A 19,230-nucleotide genomic window follows, 5' to 3' on the forward strand; every position below is an offset into this window, starting at 1 on the left:
CTTTTAAATCTTTTAACTCGCATCCTCCTTCTTTTAATTCTAGAAGACTAAATAATAAAGTTTGTTTTTGAGGATCGCTATCTGTTTTTCTTAATTGATCCGCATAAAAACCAGCTTTTATAAAATCTTTGACTTCAAAACCAACTTCTTTTAATTCTTCTAATCCGTATCCTCCTTCTTTTAATTTTAGAAGACTAAATAATAAAGTTTGTTTTTGAGGATCAGCATCTGTTTTTCTTAATTGATCCGCATTAAAACCAGCTTTTTTAAAATCTTTGGCTTCAAAACCAACTTCTTTTAAATCTTCTAAATTATAACCACTTTCATATAAATCTTTGACTTTAAAACCAACTTTTTTGAAATCTTCTAAAGTAAAAGCTTTTTCATTATTAGAAGCTTTATTTTTAGTTAGATCTTTTAAATCTTTTAACTCGCATCCTCCTTCTTTTAATTCTAGAAGACTAAATAATAAAGTTTGTTTTTGAGGATCGGTATCTGTTTTTCTTAACTCATCTGCTTTAAAACCGGATTGTTTAAAATCTTTGACTTTAAAACCAAATTTTTTTAAATCTTCATTTTTAAAACCTGATTTTTTTATTTGTTCACTTGTGCGTGGATGTTTTTTAATCTCATTTATAAAATTTTTAATAGTTTTAGCAAAAACATTTTCTGTTGTATCAATATTATTTGATTCTAAACCTTTTATACTAATTAAAAAATTTAAAAGATAACAAAAAGTTAAAAAAGTAATTATATAAAAAAATAATTTAATAATTATTTTTACAAAAATTTTTTTTTTTTTAAATTTTACTATATTCATTATATATTTCATTTTTAATTATTAAAAAAATACACCCTTCTCAATTTTATAATAATTTAATTATTAATAAAATAATAATAAAAATTTTATTTTTATTAAAAAATTAAAAATAACATTAATATTATATTATTTATTATTATAAAAATAAAAAAAATTTAAAATTATGTTTTTTTGTTTTATAATTATGTGTATCATAAAAAAATTTTTATTTCTTATAAATTAAAGTAATACAAATTTTCTAAATTATTATTTATAGAAGGCATATAAAAAATTTATATTTTCTTAGTTTTTAAAAAAATATAAATTATATAATAAAATTAAAGTATATTTTAAAAAATATTAATAAAAAGTTATTATTATGATTCTAGATGAAGTTAATAAATTTAAAAAAATAGTTTAAATATTTCAAAGATAAAAAGATAGATTATTAAGATAAATTTTAAAAAATAATTAAAATTTTTAATTTTATAATTATTAAATTTATTTATTATGATATTTAAAAAATTATGAATTTAATAAAATAAATTTTGAAATTTTAGTAATTTAACGAATTAAAATTAATTTCACTATCTTTAATTACAAATATAATTACACAATATCTTTGATTTCAATTAATGTAAATTTTTTTAATAATTTAAAAGATATCATAAAAAATACTATACATACATATATATTAAAAAATAAAATTGATATTTTTATCTAAACTTATATCTAAGAAATAAAAAAATTAGAATTAAGGTAAAAATTATTAACCTTTATTTTCGAGTTAAAAAAGAAAATATAAAATAGTTTATTAAATTATTATTAGGCTAAAAAAATAATAATAAATTATTTAGATAATAAATATAATATTATAAATATTTTATAAGTTTTAAAAATTTTATATTTATAATTTTTACATTGTTGTTATAAGAAGATAGTATTAAAAAAATTAAATTGATATAAAATAATACACACACAAATCGATGTTATTGATAAATATTTATTGTGTGGCTTTAGTGTTTTAATTTTGGGAGAGATAATATTATTCTTAAAAAATTAAATTTCCTAAATTTATCACAATCATTTAAAAGGATAAAGATAAAAAATGATTAATTTTAAAAGAAATTTTTTAAATAAAAAAAATATTATGATATTAATAGTTATAATATTTATTGCTATTTATTTGTTTTTATTTTTATTTGTTAGAAATAATAATAAAATTATTAATTTAGCAAATTTTGAATTTGATAAAAAAATATATTTAAATATATTAAAATTAAATGATTATAATAAAATAAAAATTACTGAAGATAATAAAATTAAAGAAAAAATTATAAAAGAATTTTCAAGATATATTGAAAAAAAAATAGAAATATTTAGTAAAAATTTTTCAGAAAAAATAAATTTATTACAGGAAATAGATTTTAAATTTGATAATAATAAAACAAATACTATTGATTTAATAGCTAAACCAACATCTCATTATTTTGAAAATAAAAAAACTTTTTTATTTGAAATTGTCGATTACCGTAAAGATTTATCTAAATTGAATATTAATTATATTTTTACAGAAAATATAAATTTAAATAATATTAATGATGAATTAAAATTAAAAATAATTTTACCACAGATTCAAAAAGATACTTATTTTAAAAATTTAAGTCTAGACGATATTGAAATTAATTTAGTATCTTTAGCAGAAAATAAAATCATTATTAAAGCTAAACCAAATTCTTGTAATTTTAAAAATCAAAAAGAAATATTTTTAAAAAGATTATTAAAATTACCAATCAATATTGATGAAATTAATACAAGAATAATTGTTTCCAGTTTACAAAATTTATCAAAAAATATTATTCTTGTAAAAGAAGAAATTATTCAACAATTAAAAACAGAAATAAAAATGTCTGATATAACTTTAGAAGATATCGATATAGAAATGAATTTACCAGAAAATAAAATTATTATTAAATCTAATTCTATCAACCCTAATTTTAAAAATCAAAAAATTTTTCATTGGGAAATTATAGATTATAGAAGAGATTTATCTAAAATTGTTGTTAATAATATTTGGTTAATTAATCAAAATATTATAAATAGTAATTTGTTATTATCTATAAAAAAAGAAATTTTATCTCAAATAAAAAAAGATTATCATTTTTCTAATTTAACTTTAGATGATGTTGATATTGAAATTAAAACAGAACAAAATAAAATTATTATAAAAGCTAAAAAATCGTCTTTAAATTTTAAAAATGAAAAAACTTTTAATTTGCAAAATATAGATAATAGAATGGATTTATCAAAAATAAAAAATGAAAAAATTTATATAATTTTAGAAAAAATAAAAAATAATGATCATGGTTTAATTGAAGAAATTATTTCACAAATTAAACAAAAAAATAAACTTGATAATTTTAATTCTAAAGAAATTGATATTAAATTTTTAACAACTAATGAAATTATAGTAAAACCTAACGCTGAATCTATTTATTTTAAAAATGAAAAAATTTTGAAATTTATATCAGAAACAATTAAAACAGATTTTAAAAATATTAAACTTAATAATGTTTTTATTAATGAACAAAATTTAGAAAGAATAGATATTATTAAATTCGAGATTATTTCACAAATTAAAAATTCAGATTCTTTTTTTTCTGATTTAACTTTAGATGATTTTGATATTGAACTTAAAATAGAAGAAAATAAAATTATTATGAAAGCCAAATCAACATCTTTGAAATTTAAATATCAAAAAATATTAAATTTGATTAAAAAAAAAGAGAAAAAAGATTTAAAACAACTTAATATTGAAATAAACACTTTAAAAATTAGTGAACAAAATTTAATAAATGAAAAAGCTGTTAAAATTGAAATTATTCCACAAATCCAAAATTTAGATCTTCTTTTTTTTAATTTAACTTTAGATGATTTTGATATTGAAATTGAAACAGAAAAATTTGAAATTATTATTAAAGCTAAACCAACATCTCCTAATTTTAAAAATGAAAAAAAAATTTCTTTTCTTCTGAATGTAAATAAAAAAGATTTAAAAAATATTAAAATTAATAATATTTATGCATCGGAAAATAATAATTTACAATCAATTAAATCAATAGTTCTTGAAGAAATAAAAAAAAACGACCCCTTTTTTTTCAATTTAACTTTAGATGATTTTAATATAATTTTTAATGAAGAAAAAAATAAAATTTTTGTTCAGTCTAAGGATACATCTAATAATTTTGAACGTCAAAAAATTTTGAATTTTCACAAAATTTCTTTAAAAACAGATTTAGCTGATATTAAAATTAATTATATTTTTATTAATAATGAACAAGATTTATCTATTAATAGTAATAATTTTCAAAAATTTATAACCAAAATACAAAAAGAACCAAAATTTAATAATTTAAATTTAAGTGAAATTGATATTGAATTTAAAAAAGAAGAAAATAAAATTATTATTAAAGCTAAACCAACATCTTCTAATTTTAAAAATGAAAAAACATTTTTTATTACTCATAATAATTTTTATGACATCAAAAAAGACTTACGTATTGATAATTTTAGTGATATTATTGTTATTAAAAAGAAAAATCTTTCATATTATGATAATAATAAAAAAGAAGTTTTAAAACAATTAAGTAAAAATGATTTTTTTTCTGATTTAACTTTAGATGATTTTGATATTGAAATTAAAAAAGAAGAAAATAAAATTATTATTAAAGCTAAACCAACATCTTCTAATTTTAAAAATGAAAAAATTTTATCTTTGTTAATAATTAATGAAAAAAAAAATATAAATGAATTAACTATAGATTTTTTTAATTTAGACAAAAAAAATAAAAATAATTTGGAAAAAATAAAAAAATCATTAATTTCACAAATTAAAAATTCAGATTCTTTTTTTTCTGATTTAACTTTAGATGATTTTGATATTGAAATTAAAACAGAACAAAATAAAATTATTATAAAAGCTAAAAAATCGTCTTTAAATTTTAAAAATGAAAAAACTTTTAATTTAAAAATGATAGATAATAGAATAGATTTAATAAAAATTAAAAATTTTGAAATTCTTATTAAAAAAGAAGATTTAGAAAATGAGAATTTATTTAAAAAAATAGTTTTACAAAAAATTCAATTATCTGAGCCACAAGTAAATTCTCTTTGGAATAATTTAACTATTGATGATTTTGAAATTATAAAAAATTTACCAAAAACAATAATAGTTCAAGCTTTAGAGGAATCAAATAATTACAAAAATAAAAAACAATTATCTTTAAAATTTGAATATTCTAAAACTGATTTAGAAAATTTAAAAAATTTAAAAACAATATCTTTAGATTATAAAAATATTCTAACAGATAATTATCATGACCCAAATTTTAAAAATTATATTAAAGAAACAATTTTTTCAGAAATTAAAAAAATAACTAGTTTAAATGATTTAGATGAAAAAAATTTAACATTGTACATTGATACTGATCAACAATCAATGAAAGTAATAGCTAATGAAAACAATAAATATTTAAAAAATTCTAAAAATTTTATTTTTGTAATTGATGATCCAAGAATTAGTTTGACAATTATAAATTTACCTAAATTAGAAATTAATTATAATGAAATTGGAATAAAAAATAATTATAATGAAATTGGAATAAAAAATAAAATAATGGAAATGATTAAAAAAATACCAAATTTCGAAAATATTTCTTTAACAGATTTTAAAATAAAAATTGATATTGCAAATAAAACTATAAATGTAAAAGCCGAAAACAAAAGTATTAAAATTAAAGAAGAAATTGATTTAAAATATGTAACAATAGACAATAGAAAAGATTTAGTTAATTTGAATATTTTTAATATTGAAATAGATGAAAAAATTTTAATTAAAAATTATAATAATATTGAAAAAGAAATTTTATCTCAAATAAAAAAAGATTCTAATTTTAATGATTTAACTTTAGATGATTTTGATATTGAACTTAAAAAAGAAGAAAATAAAATTATTATTAAAGCCAAACCAACATCTTTGAAATTTAAAAATGAAAAAGCATTTAATTTAATTATCAAAAATATAAGAATTGATTTGAATAATATTTCAATTAAAGATATTGATATATCAAAAAAATATTTAACAAATTCAGAAATTATATTGAAAGAAAATGATAATATTAAAAAAGAAATTTTATCTCAAATAAAAAAAGATTCTAATTTTAATGATTTAACTTTAGATGATTTTAATATTGAAATTAGTGAAGAACATTTAAAAAATCAAGTTTTTAGAGAATTTTGTTATATTAAAGCCAAACCAACATCTTTGAAATTTAAAAATGAAAAAGCATTAAATATTAAATATTAATTTTTAAATTAACTTAATTGCAATAATTATTTTTTAATTTTTGTAATTTATTTAAATAAAAATTTATTATTTAAAAATAAAAATAATTTAAATCCCACCCTTTATAGTTATTTTTAGACGAATGGCATTTTAATTTTTAGTACCAATAGAAAACACAAAAAATAAAATAAATTAAGATTTTAAAAAAACTAAATTGTTTATTAAAAAAATAAATAGTTTGGTTTTTTTGTTATCTAAATTGATAATGAATTAATCAAATAAATAGTTTTCTTAAATGAATTAATCTTTCTTTTTTTACTATTTATTAATTGATTATGTGTAATAAATTTAAAAAAAATATATTAAAAAATATTATAAAAATAGTAGAAAAAAATCAAATTTCAACAATAAATTTATTATTTATTTTATTTAATTTATAAAAAATATTAAAAAATTTTTTATAAATTAAAAATTAATTAAATTATTAAGTTATAAGTAAAAAAATTTAAGAATATTTTTTTAATTTCAAATAATTAAAAAATCCTCCAAATATAATAAGCAATTTTTCAACATATTCAAGAATTTAAAAAAATAATTTTAATAATATTAATAATACTTTTGTTTAATTTAATAAAATCACTATTAATAAATTAATTATAACTATTTTTATTTTTTATAGAAATATGAATTTATAAAATAAACTTAAAAAAGTTACATAAATATCATAAAAAAATATATTAATAATCCAATATTAATCGAAAACTTAAAGAAGAGTTATAAAATATACGAAATTAACAGTAAAAATTTAGAACTTCATTAATTTCAAACACTAAAAGCTAAAATGTAATCCATTCAACAAGAAACTATTAATTAACTCTTAACTCCATATTATAAAAACTAATTTTTATAATTGAGTTTTGTTTTTAAACATAATAAAAAAATTATGTCATAATATGTTAAAAAATTAACAACAAATATTTTAAGATAAATTGTTTAATTAAAATTGAAATTAAAGATATATTTTAATATAATTACAATTAATCATGATACCTTAATTAAAAACTAATCAATCAAAAGATTAAGAAATTAAAAATTCTAAAAATTATAAAAAATTTTTTAAAAGAAAACATAAATTTTGTTATAATAATTGTTATATAAATCTAAACTTCAAACATAAGAGTTAAATAAATCATATTTGCGAATGATTTTATTATTAAAATATAAGAAAATTACGAATAATAAAAAAAATTAAAAAATAAATATTAAAATGATTAATAATTTGACTTAAAATTAAAAATTTCTAAAATGAAAACTAAAATTGTAAAAGACGAAAAAAGAACAAAATTTTTATTATATATAATAAAATTAAATAAAAACAATAATAATTTAAACTAAGAAAATATCCCAAAAAAATTTACTTAATAAAAAACTAGAATATTAATATTAAAAAACAAAATTATAAATTGAAATTCAATAATATGGATTGGATGAAAAAAAATAAAATAATTAATAACGAATAATTGACAAATAGAGATGAATTAGAAATGAAATAATTAAAAATTATAAAATAATTGTAAGTGGAGGAAATTATACAATATTTTTAAAACGAGTTTATAAGAAATTAAATTTTGTAAATTTCAAATAGGTTTTAAAATATAAACATAAAAACCAAAAAAGATTTAATTATGGATTAAATAAGACTTTAAAAAAATAAAAAAATATGAGAAAATATCATAAAAAATGATATTAACTCATTATTAAATTAAAAACTTTATTTTATTTATTTAACCGACGGTTTAAAAGTAAAAAAATGCTAAAATGTGGCCATAATCGATAATTAAAAAATTCATTATATCAAAATAATTCGTAATAGAAATTTAACTAGTATAATGAATCGCCCAAAGTATTATGTAAAAGTTGTCATCAATTAATTACAAATTAGTAACAAAAAACTATATAATTTGAAATAATATCAACATACTAAGCGTGGTTTATTATTGTTTTCTTTAAACTTGCTTTTATAGTTTAGAATAAGGTTATTTTTGTATAATAAAAAGCGGGAATACTACCCCCCCACTTATAAATCGCATTCTCTAATTTATTACTATAAAATAATGGGATAAATTTTTTTATTTTTTATTAATTATAATAATTGTTTTTTGATTATTTTAAAATTTTTAAATATTATTTTTATTTTAAATAAAATATTTTACAAATTAAAAATTCTAAAAAATAAATAAATATTGGGAAAAAAATACCAATTAATATTCCTATTGTAACACCTATAAAATATCCTAAAGTAATACCTAAAGTCCCTTTTTTTAAACCTAAAATTAAAGCTCCTAAAAACATAAATATTAAAATAGATTCTAAATTTATTCTAGTTTCTTCAAATGGATCTTCTTTTGCTAAATTTTTATTTATATTATTTTCAAAAGGATTTAAATCTTTAATAGAATATTGTTTTTTTGATTTATCAATAGACACAATAACTCCTATTAATATAATAGTTAAAATAAAAATTGAACATAAAATTCTAAAAATTTTTTGCTTATATAATGGTATATCATATTTTGAAAATTTTTTAATTGGACTAAATTGAGGTGAGGAACCGTTATTCATAATAATAAAAAAACTCCTTTTTTTAAATATTGTAACAATTATTTAATTAAAGATAAATCAAATTTAAATGCTTTTTTTTCTTCACTAATTAATTTTAAATTTGAAAATTCTTTATATTCTTTCGGATATTTGCTATTTATATTTTTATATTCGTATAAAGTTCTACGATTTAAACCAAAAATATCTAAAGCGCCCGAAAAAATTAAATTATCTAATAAATTTTCATTTTTATTTAAACTTAAACTTATTTTTAATCTTTGTTTAAAATTTTCATAATTTTCAAAAACTTTTTTTTGTTTTTCTTTTATTAAGTTTTGATAAAAATTATCATCAACTCCTTTAATTGAAATTAAAGGAATAATTAATTTGTCACTAGATAAAACATTATATTGATTTGAACTGTTTAAAATATTAGGTTTTATAAATTTAAATTCTGTTTTTATTTCTTTTATGAAATTATTAGTTGTTTCCCAATCATTATTTTTTGCAAATTGGTTTAATAATACTAAATTAAATTCTTTTTTGTAATTAGCTTTTAAATAAGACATACGATAAGTTATTAAAGCATAAGCAACACTATGACTTTTATTAAAACCATAATTAGCAAAATTATAAATATGATTATAAATTTTATTAGTATCTTCAATTGAATTGCCATTTTCAATACTTTTTTTTATAAAAGTTTTTTTTTCTTTAATTAAGAAATTTTGATCTTTTTTACTGATAGCATTTCTAAAATTATCTGCTTCTATTAAATCATAGTTTGCGAATTTAATAATTATTTGCATTATTTGTTCTTGATAAATAATAACTCCATAAGTAGGTTTTAAAATTTCATTAATTAAAGGATGTAAAAAAACTTTTTTAATATTTTTTTTTTTATTTTTTACATATTCATTAATAAAATTTATTGTTCCAGGTCTATTAAAACCTAAAACATTTATTAAATCTGAAAATTTGCATGGTTGAATTTTTTTTAAAACATTTTTAGCTGTTATTGATTCTAATTGAAAAATACTTATAGTTTTTTGTTCTTTTAACAAATTGTAGGTTTTTATATCATCTAATGGAATATTTTTTATTTCTAAATTTTTAATTTTTTCTAAAATTTCTTGCATTAAAGTTAAAGCTTTTATTCCTAAAAAGTCTATTTTGAATAAACCAATTTTTTGTAAATTTTTATCTTCAAATTGAGTTTGATAAATGTTTTGTGTATTATTAGGATTTAATTGAATTGGAAGTGTTTTTAATAAATTTTCTTGACTTAAAATAATACCAGAAATATGGGTGCCTGTAGATTTCGGTATTTTTACTATTATATTAGCTATACGTTCAATTTCTTTACCTCTGTAATCTGTTTTATCTAATTTTTTTTTTAAAATTTTTTTTTTTAGTGTATCTGTATTTGTATAACCATATAAATTATTAGCTATTTTATCTATTAAAAAATTAATAGGAAAATGTAAAAAAGTAATTAAATTTGCAATATTATTATTTTTATATTTTTTTTTTACATAATTTATAACATTTTCTCTTTGATTATCTGGAAAATCTAAATCAATATCAGGCATTTTAGTTCGTTGAGGATTTAAAAATCTTTCAAAAATTAAGTCATATTTTAAAGGATCTATTTCTGTAATATCTAAACAAAAACATACTAAGGAACTAACAGAAGAACCACGTCCCGGACCAACTAAAATATTATTTTTTTTAGCGTAAGATACAATATCAGCCACAATTAAAAAATAATCTTCATATTTCATTTCAGAAATAATTTTTAATTCATAATTTAATCTTTTTTCATATTCAGAATAAATTTTATTTTCTTTTGATTTTATTTTTTTTTTAAAATTTTTCCAAGTTTTTTGTTTTAAAATTTTTGAAGCATCTGTAGAAATATCTTTATTAACTTTCGGTAAATGAAATCTATTATAAAATATATTATTAGAATAATGAATTTTGTTAACTAATTCTTGTAAATTTGATATTAAATCTGGATATTTATCATATTTTAAAATAAATTCTTCTTTTGTCAAAAAACTAAAGTTTAATGCTTGATCATTTTTTTCATTTTTATTATTAGGATTTAATTTAATCAATTGTTGGTATACAATATTATCTTTTTGTTCTAAATAATTTGTTTTATGAGTAGGTAAAATTTTTATTTTTAATTTATTTGCGAAGTATATTATATTATCTTCAATTTGTTCTAAATCAGGAGATATAATTGATAAATCATTTATGCCATATTTAATCATATCAGTATTAATATTAGCTTGTAAAGAAATTCCAATATAAAAATTTTTTATTTTTTTTTTAAAATTTAGTAAAAATATTTCAATTTTTTCTTTATTTTTATCTGTTGGAGATAAAAAATAATCATTAACTTTTTCAAAAAAAAATTTATCTAAAATTGAGATAATTATAAAAAGCCCCTCTTGCAGTTCTTCTAAATTTTGTAAATATATCTCTTTTTTTTCTGCTTTAATTATATTAGATAATTTAATTAAATTATTAATTCCTATATCATTTTGTGCATAAACTAGAATTTCTATTTTTTTATTATTTTCTGAAAATTCATTTTCTTTATTTAAATTCAAATTTATTTTAATACCTACAACAGGTTTGATTTTATATTTATAACATAATTCTAAAAATTCTATCATACCGTATAAATTTTCATCATCACTTAGTGATACAAAATCATATTGATTTTTTATTGCTGTTTTTACAATATCTTCTAATGAATTTAGGCTTTTTAATAAATTATAATAACTTTGACAATAAAAATATCCTCTCATTTATTAATAAATACCCTTCTAAAATAATTTAAATATAAAATTATACATCTTTGTTTTGATTTTTAAAGTGTGGAAATAAAATTACATCATTTATATTATCTACATTAGTTAAAAGCATTACAAATCTATCAATTCCTAAACCCATACCTCCAGTAGGTGGCATACCATATTCTAACGCTTCGATAAAATCTAGATCCATTTCATTTGCTTCTTTATTACCTAATTTTTTTTGTTCTAATTGATTTAAAAAACGTTTTTCTTGTTCTATAGGATCATTTAATTCACTAAATGCATTTGCAAATTCTTTGCCTATTATAAATAATTCAAAACGATCTGTTAACCTTTGATCTTGTTGATTAGTTTTTGCTAAAGGACTAATTTCTATAGGGTGACCATAAATAAATGTAGGTTGAATTAATTCTTTTTCAACATATTTTTCAAAAAAAGCTTCTATAATATGTCCTATACTAAAATGAGGTAATATAGGTATTTGATGTTTTAAACTTAAATTTTTAGCAGTTTCTAAGCTCATATAATTCCAAAAGTTAATTCCAGTTTTTTCTTTAATAGCATCTAAAATATGTATTTCTTTAAACTTATTAAAATTAATAATATGATTTTGATATTTAAATTCCAAAGTTTTTAAAGTTTTTTTACAAACATCTTGTAAACAATGTTTAGTTAAAGCCATCATATCTTTCATATCGGCAAAAGCTAAATAAACTTCTAAACTTGTAAATTCAGGATTATGACTTGCATCAATTCCTTCATTTCTAAAAACTTTTCCAATTTCATAAACTGCTTCTAAACCACCCACAATTAATTTTTTTAGTGATAATTCTGTTGCTATTCTTAAATAAAAATTACTTTCTAAAGCATTATGATATGTTACAAAAGGTTTTGCTGTAGCACCTCCTAAAACTGATTGTAATGCAGGAGTTTCAACTTCTAAAAAATTTTTATTATCAAAAAAATTTCTTATGTTTTTAATAATTTGACTACGAATAAAAAAAATTTCACGTGTTCTTGAATTAATTATTAAATCAATATAACGACGTTTTCTAATAGTTTCTTTATTTTTTAATCCTTTATGTTTATCAGGTAACGGTAATAAAGCTTTTGTTAAATGTATAAATTCATTAGCTTTAATAGTTAATTCATTAGTTTTAGTTTTAAATAAAACGCCATGAATACCAATAATATCTCCTAAATCAGAATTTTGATATAATTCAAAAGCTTTATCACCTATTAAATCTAATTTTATATAAACTTGAATTTTATAATGATAATCTTGCAAATGTAAAAACCCAGCTTTGCCTTGTTCTCTTTTTAAAATTATTCGTCCAGCAATAGTAACTTGTTCATTTTTTTTTATTAAATTTGATTTATCATAATTTTGAAATTCTTCAATAATATTTTTTATACAATGAGTACGAATAAATTTATTTCCAAAAGGATTTATTTTTAATTTTTTTAAATGATCAATTTTTTTTTTTCTTATAATATATTGTTCTGATTTTTGATATGTCATTTAACAAACCTCTTATTTTTTTATATTTTAAAATTAAATATTTTTTCAATATTTATTATTTTTTCGTAGAAAATTGGTCTATAAATAAAGATATTGCGAAAGAATCATAACCTAAATTAATGCTAATTGAAGAACAATATTCAGAACTATAAATCTTTAATTTATCATTTTTTAAATTTTTTAATTTTTTTTCAAATTCAATTATATTTTCATTTTTGTTTAAATATTGAAAATAAATTTCTATAAATTTATTTTGGTTATGATAATCTTTAATAGTTTCTATTAAATATGTAAAACATTTTTTTAAGCTACGAACTTTTTTTTTAATTGATAAAGCACCGTTTTTAAGTTCTACTATAGGTTTAATTTTAAAAAAGTTACCTATAAAAGTTTTAACTTTACTAATTCGTCCTTGATTTAGTAAATAATTCAAACTATCTAAATACATATAGCATAAATTTTTTTCAGTTGATTTTAAAATTTTATTTATAATTTCTTCATATTCTAAGGAATCTTCATTATTTTCATTATCTAAATGATTTTTCAAATTTTTTAAAATATAATCAGTACCGGGACCTATATTATTTGTATCAAATATGGTAATTCTTGGATCATTTAAAATATTTTTTGCAACATTAGCACTGTTATTAGTACCGCTAAGTTTCTTAGATAAAGTAAAACAAACTATTTTTTCATAACCTAAATCTAATTGTTTTTCAAAAGCTTTCACAAATAAATTAGGGCTAGGTTGACTAGTTTTTATTTTTTTTTTTTGTTTCATACATTCTAATAAATATTCATTTTTTATGTCATCTTTTTCATATATATTATTTTCTATAATGATTTGTATTGGTACTATTGATATATCAGGAAATAATTTTTTCATTTCATTTTTATTACAAGCAGAGTCAACAACGATACCTAATTTTCTTTTATTCATTTTTAATTCCTTAATTTATTTTAAAATATATTATTAACATAATTTTATAAATTATTAATTTTTTAAATATTTATATTTTATAATTACTTTATTTAAATTATTTTTATTCTAAATATAGAACTTAATAATATATATTATATAATATAATTAATATAAAAACATAAATATTAATATTTTTTTATGTTAAAATTATAATAAAATGGTTTTTAATTTTTTGATTATCTTTAAATAAATTAATGTCATAAAAAAAATATAATGGAGAATTTAAAATTATTAAAAATGAATAAGATAGAGTTAGAACAAAATACTTCTTTATGGCATAAACATAGAATTAATTATATTAATGCTTCAGAAGTGGCAGCAATTATGAATTTAAATCCTTTTGAAAGTCGTAAAAAAATTTTAGAAAAAAAAATTTTTTATCAAAAACAAGAAATGAATGGTGCAATGAGACATGGAAAAAGATTAGAACCACAAGCTAGATTTTTTTTTAATCAATATAAAAAAAAAAATTTTTTACCTATAGTTTGTGTTAAAGATTTTATGTCTGCTTCTTTAGATGGTTGGGATGATCAAACTAAAAGTTTATTAGAAATTAAGTGTCCTATTTCTTTTAAAACTAAAACTTGGAAATACTTTTTTGAAAAAGAAAAAATACCAATGATATATTATGCACAAATTCAAGCACAAATATATTGCTCTAGAGCTGAAAAAGCTTATTTTTTAGTTTATCAAAATGATAAAAATTTAAAAATACAAGAAATTGAAAAAAATAAAAATTTTATTAATAATATGTTAACTATATGTCAAGAATTTTATAATATTTTTCAACAAACTAAAATTTTTTTAAATAAAATTATTTAATTATTTTTTTAAGATTAATTTATGTAATAATTTCATATTTTTCAATTATAAAATTTAAAAATTATCTTAATTAATTATAGAAAGGTATAATTTTATGTTAAAAACAAATAAAGATAATAAAAAAATATTGGTTACGGGCATTAAACCAACTGGTGATATTACTTTAGGCAATTATTTAGGTATTATAAAACCTTTAACTGAAATATTAAAAAAAAATTTAAATTTAGAAGTATATCTTTTTATAGCTGATTTACATGCTATTACTATTTTTCAAAAACCAAAAATTTTAAAAGAACAGATTATAAAAATTATTAAAATTTATCTTGCCGCAGGATTAAATTTAAAAAATGTTAATTTATTTGTTCAATCAGATATAAAAGAACATCCTTATTTAGGTTATTTAATGGAAGCTAATTCTTATATTGGTGAAATGAATCGTATGATTAGTTATAAACAAACTAGATTGATGCAAAATAGTAAAAAAAATTCAATCAGAACAGCTTTATTTACTTATCCAGCTTTAATGTCAGCAGATATTTTATTATATAATGCTGATTATGTTTTAGTAGGTGCAGACCAAAAACAACATTTAGAGTTAACTCAAAAAATAGCTAAACGTTTTAATAATTTATATGATAACGTTTTTAAAATTCCAACTGAGATTAAATTTAATCATTTAGGGAATAAAATTAAATCACTTTTAGATCCTACAAAAAAAATGAGTAAAAGTAATCATGATTCGGGGTGTATTTATCTTTTAGATGATATTTCAACTATTAATAAAAAAATTATGCGTGCTACTACTGATTCAGATAATAAAATTTTTTATGATATAAATAAAAAACCAGGTATTTCTAATCTTTTAAATATTTATAGCATTTTAAAAAATATGGAAATTAAAAAAATAGAAGATTATTTTAAAAAATATTCTTATCAAAAATTAAAACAAAAAGTTAGTATACTAGTTATTAAAGAAATTAAAAAAATTCAAAAAAAAATAGATAAAATAAACGATCAAAAAATAAAAAAAATTTTAAAAAAAGGCACTATTAAAGTTCAAAAACAAGCTCATCAAAAATTATTACAAGTTAAGAAAAAAATAGGATTAGGTTATATTTTTTAAAAAAATTATATTTTTATTTTTAAAAAATTAAAAATTTAATCCATAAATGCTAGTATAAGGTATTTGAAAATTTGATTTTTAAAAAATAAAAATAAAATTTAATATTTTTAAAATTATTATTCATGATTATTAAAATTAAATAATTTAATTAATTATTCTATATTTTTTTTTTTTTATGAAATAAAAAAATATTTCAATTAAAATAATAGATATTATACCATCGATAACAAAATGTTGTTTTAATACAAAAGTTGAAATCCATACTAAAATAGTTAAAATCATTTGTCCATAAATTATGTAATTAGGAATTTTATTATTGGAACGAAATATTACAAAACTAATATAAGTAAATAAAACATGTAAACTAGGACATATGCATGTTGGATTATCCAAATCATAAGTTAATTTTAAAAGATAATTAGTTAGATTTGTTAAATTTAAGGTATTAAATTTATTATTATCTAAATTTTGAAACATATGATTTTCAGGAATTTCTAATGGTAATATAATAAAAATGATATAAGAAATAATTAAGGTTTTTGTAAATAGATAATATAATTGCATTTTTTCTTTTTGATCTAAATATTTATAAAAAAGATATGGTAGAATAAAATACCAATAATAAATAACTCCTAAATAAATATAAATTATATGTTTTAAAAAATCATAATCTGGAAATTTACCTTGATCATCAATAAATCCTAAATTTAAAATTTTCATTATTGTTTTGTTATTAACAACTAAATCATTGATTATTTTATAAAAAGGATGATAATATTTTATAATTCTTACTAAACAATAATAACTAATAAATTGTATTCCAATAATTAAAAAATATATTTTTATGTATTTTTTAATTATTAGTATATTTTTTTTATTTCTTATCATAATATCTCTATATAATCTTTCATTATTTTTTAATATAATTTTTAAATTTTTTAGAATAAATTATAAAATATTTTTTATTATTTAAATTATAAATATTTATTAGTTTTTAGTAGTTGATTTTTTTAAAAAAATAATTAACCATAAACTGAATAATATCATTATAAAAGCTGTGAAAATTCTAAATATTATAAAATAATCTTGTGAAAAAAATGCCAAATCGTTTAATTTATTATAAGGATAATATTTTGAATCATAAGTTCCTAATAATATAATTATAGCTAAATAAAAAAAAGGATAAATTAAACCAACATAAAATTGTTTGAAATTAATAAATTGGTTATTTAAAAAAAAATAAAATAAAATAAACATTAAAGGAATTATTTTATGTTCTAAAAAATAACAATTAGGTTTTTTATTTTCCCATAAACAAATAAAAAAAATAATTAAATTATTAATTAATAAAATAAAACTATAATATAAAAATTTTTTTGAATTTTTGAATTTTTTATTTAAACATAATAAAAGAAAAATATTTAATATTATACTGTTTTGTCGAGTAAATAAACCTATAGAGCAAAATTTTCTGTTATCTTTTATTCCTTGTTTAATGCCTTGAATCATTCCTATTATACAAATTATTAAATAATTTAATATAAAAATTATTTTTATTTTTTTAAATTTTTCTTTGTATAAAAATTTTTTTAACAACAACATATTTATTCCTTCTTTTTATTAAATATTTTTTTAATAAATTATTAATAATTTTTGATTAATAATTTTATTTTTAATATTTTTTATGTATTTGATTTTGATATTTTTTAAATTTAAATTTTTTTATTAAATTTAATTATAATATTATAACATTTAATAATTTTCAAAAACATTTTTTTAGTTATAATTAAATTTATATTAGAAAAAAAATTATTTTTATCTTTATTTTTAAAACTTGTTTTATTTTAAAAATTAAAAAAAATTAAATATTATTTTAGTAAAAAAATAGATTTTATTAAATATTTTAAAAAAATAATCATTAAGGAAAATAAAAATTGCGTATAGGTTTTTTTATAGATGGGTATGAACCTTTAATTGGTGGTGTTATAATTTCTGTTAAAACTTTAAAAGAAAATTTAGAATCATTTGGTCATCAAGTTTATATTATAACTGTTGATAGTCCAAAAAAAGCAAAAAAAATATCTTCAAATCATATTATTAGATTACCAGGAATCCGAAGTCCTTTAAAACATTTTCAAGGATATTATTTTGTTTTAAGATATAAAAAATATTTATCACTAATTGCTTCTTTAAAATTAGATGTTATTCATATTCATACAGAATTTAGCATAGGTAAATTAGGACTTTATGTTCATAAAAAACTAAAAATAAGCACTGTTTATACATTACACTCTTTTTATGATGTATTAATAGAGAAAGTTTTTAGTTGGTTACCTCAATTTTTAAAAAATTTTGTTTTTCGACAAATTAGAAAATTACATTATAAGTTTATTTCTCAATCTGACTTTGTTATTTTACCTTCATTAAAAACTTTACAACATTGTAAAAACAATTATCAAATTGAAGGTGATTATCATATTATTCCAACTCAATTAAATTTAAAATCTTTTGATAGTGAAAATTATTCATCAACTATAATTAATAGTTTAAAACAAAAATTAAATTTAACTAATATGTTTGTATGTTTATATGTTGGGCGTTTATCTGAAGAAAAAGAAATTGATTATTTAATTCAGGGTTTTGCTTTCTTTCTTTTAGATAATCCTAATAGTAAGTTTTTAATTATTGGTGATGGTCCTATTAGAAATAAATTAGAACAACAAGTTAAAAAATTAAATATTGTTGATAATATAATTTTTTTAGGTTTTATACCTTATGAAAAATTAGGTTTATATTATCAATTAGGAAATGTTTTTTTAAGTGCTTCTTTATTTGAAACTCAAGGTTTAACATATATAGAAGCTTTAGCGGCTGCTTTGCCTTTAGTAGCTCGATATGATGTAGTTTTAGAAAAAGTGATAGTACACGGTAAAAATGGTTTTTTCTTTCATTCACCTCAAGAATTAGTTACTATTTTAACTGATTTATATCATAATCCAAATAAATGTCAAAATTTATCGCAACAAGCCAAATTATCTATTTTAAAATATAATTCTAAAGATTTTGCTAAAAAAGTTTTAAATGTTTATCAAAAAGCAATTAAAAAATCATCTACAAAAATTTTAATATAAATAAATTAATTAATGATTTAATCATAATAAATGATGATAATAAATTATATTAAATTATTTATTTTAAATGTTATA

General features: G+C 16.7%; 10 protein-coding genes and 1 pseudogene. 4 read left to right on the forward strand and 7 right to left on the reverse strand.

Annotated elements, in window-relative coordinates:
* A pseudogene (locus ACLHHF_RS01925) lies at positions 1-820 on the reverse strand (hypothetical protein); the annotation flags it as partial.
* A gap of 1,087 nt (positions 821-1,907) precedes the next feature.
* Between ACLHHF_RS01925 and ACLHHF_RS01930 the strand changes: the two are divergent.
* Positions 1,908-6,164, forward strand: coding sequence for a hypothetical protein (locus ACLHHF_RS01930; protein ID WP_411308148.1), 4,257 nt, complete (start codon positions 1,908-1,910; stop codon positions 6,162-6,164).
* 2,169 nt (positions 6,165-8,333) lie between these two features.
* On the opposite strand, the gene ACLHHF_RS01935 is transcribed toward ACLHHF_RS01930, so the two are convergent.
* The 4 genes from ACLHHF_RS01935 to ACLHHF_RS01950 are packed head-to-tail and all read right to left on the reverse strand — an operon-like array spanning position 8,334 to position 14,037.
* On the reverse strand, positions 8,334-8,765 hold the full coding sequence (locus tag ACLHHF_RS01935; RefSeq protein ID WP_411308149.1) for a hypothetical protein: 432 nt from the start codon (positions 8,763-8,765) through the stop codon (positions 8,334-8,336).
* A 38-nt stretch (positions 8,766-8,803) separates the two neighbouring features.
* The gene (gene dnaE, locus ACLHHF_RS01940) at positions 8,804-11,566 is read right to left on the reverse strand and encodes a DNA polymerase III subunit alpha (RefSeq protein WP_411308150.1); all 2,763 of its coding nucleotides are present in this window, start codon (positions 11,564-11,566) and stop codon (positions 8,804-8,806) included.
* Between the two features lie 40 nt (positions 11,567-11,606).
* The gene (gene lysS, locus ACLHHF_RS01945) at positions 11,607-13,097 is read right to left on the reverse strand and encodes a lysine--tRNA ligase (protein WP_411308151.1); all 1,491 of its coding nucleotides are present in this window, start codon (positions 13,095-13,097) and stop codon (positions 11,607-11,609) included.
* A gap of 55 nt (positions 13,098-13,152) precedes the next feature.
* Positions 13,153-14,037, reverse strand: a complete 885-nt coding sequence (locus ACLHHF_RS01950; protein WP_411308152.1) for a DegV family protein — start codon at positions 14,035-14,037, stop codon at positions 13,153-13,155.
* 255 nt (positions 14,038-14,292) lie between these two features.
* Between ACLHHF_RS01950 and ACLHHF_RS01955 the strand changes: the two genes are divergently transcribed.
* Together ACLHHF_RS01955 and trpS are read left to right on the forward strand one after the other, a co-directional pair.
* A complete protein-coding gene (locus ACLHHF_RS01955) occupies positions 14,293-14,901 on the forward strand; it encodes a lambda-exonuclease family protein (RefSeq protein WP_411308153.1) in 609 nt (202 codons plus the stop codon).
* A 94-nt stretch (positions 14,902-14,995) separates the two neighbouring features.
* Positions 14,996-16,024, forward strand: a complete 1,029-nt coding sequence (trpS, locus tag ACLHHF_RS01960; RefSeq protein WP_411308154.1) for a tryptophan--tRNA ligase — start codon at positions 14,996-14,998, stop codon at positions 16,022-16,024.
* A gap of 144 nt (positions 16,025-16,168) precedes the next feature.
* Here trpS and ACLHHF_RS01965 read toward each other — a convergent pair whose 3' ends face one another.
* Both ACLHHF_RS01965 and ACLHHF_RS01970 read right to left on the reverse strand, forming a co-directional pair.
* Positions 16,169-16,912, reverse strand: coding sequence for a phosphatase PAP2 family protein (locus ACLHHF_RS01965; RefSeq protein ID WP_411308155.1), 744 nt, complete (start codon positions 16,910-16,912; stop codon positions 16,169-16,171).
* A gap of 99 nt (positions 16,913-17,011) precedes the next feature.
* Complete coding sequence (locus ACLHHF_RS01970) at positions 17,012-17,626, reverse strand: hypothetical protein (RefSeq protein WP_411308156.1); 615 nt, start codon at positions 17,624-17,626, stop codon at positions 17,012-17,014.
* Positions 17,627-17,958: 332 nt separating this feature from the next.
* On the opposite strand from ACLHHF_RS01970, the gene ACLHHF_RS01975 reads away from it, so the two are divergent.
* Positions 17,959-19,155 carry a glycosyltransferase gene (locus ACLHHF_RS01975; protein WP_411308157.1) on the forward strand — a complete coding sequence of 399 codons (1,197 nt, stop codon included), beginning with the start codon at positions 17,959-17,961 and terminating at the stop codon, positions 19,153-19,155.
* The last annotated feature ends 75 nt before the right edge of the window (positions 19,156-19,230 follow it).

It is taken from the genome of Candidatus Phytoplasma pyri, from assembly GCF_046600495.1.
Lineage (GTDB): Bacteria > Bacillota_I > Bacilli_A > Acholeplasmatales > Acholeplasmataceae > Phytoplasma > Phytoplasma pyri.

What these genes read in the sequence shown, in the direction of transcription:
- ACLHHF_RS01955 (WP_411308153.1), top strand. Translation starts at nt 14,293, where the DNA reads ATGGAGAATTTAAAATTATTAAAAATGAATAAGATAGAGTTAGAACAA.
- ACLHHF_RS01935 (WP_411308149.1), bottom strand. Translation starts at nt 8,765, where the DNA reads ATGAATAACGGTTCCTCACCTCAATTTAGTCCAATTAAAAAATTTTCA.
- lysS (WP_411308151.1), bottom strand. Translation starts at nt 13,097, where the DNA reads ATGACATATCAAAAATCAGAACAATATATTATAAGAAAAAAAAAAATT.
- ACLHHF_RS01950 (WP_411308152.1), bottom strand. Translation starts at nt 14,037, where the DNA reads ATGAATAAAAGAAAATTAGGTATCGTTGTTGACTCTGCTTGTAATAAA.
- dnaE (WP_411308150.1), bottom strand. Translation starts at nt 11,566, where the DNA reads ATGAGAGGATATTTTTATTGTCAAAGTTATTATAATTTATTAAAAAGC.
- ACLHHF_RS01970 (WP_411308156.1), bottom strand. Translation starts at nt 17,626, where the DNA reads ATGTTGTTGTTAAAAAAATTTTTATACAAAGAAAAATTTAAAAAAATA.
- ACLHHF_RS01965 (WP_411308155.1), bottom strand. Translation starts at nt 16,912, where the DNA reads ATGATAAGAAATAAAAAAAATATACTAATAATTAAAAAATACATAAAA.
- trpS (WP_411308154.1), top strand. Translation starts at nt 14,996, where the DNA reads ATGTTAAAAACAAATAAAGATAATAAAAAAATATTGGTTACGGGCATT.
- ACLHHF_RS01930 (WP_411308148.1), top strand. Translation starts at nt 1,908, where the DNA reads ATGATTAATTTTAAAAGAAATTTTTTAAATAAAAAAAATATTATGATA.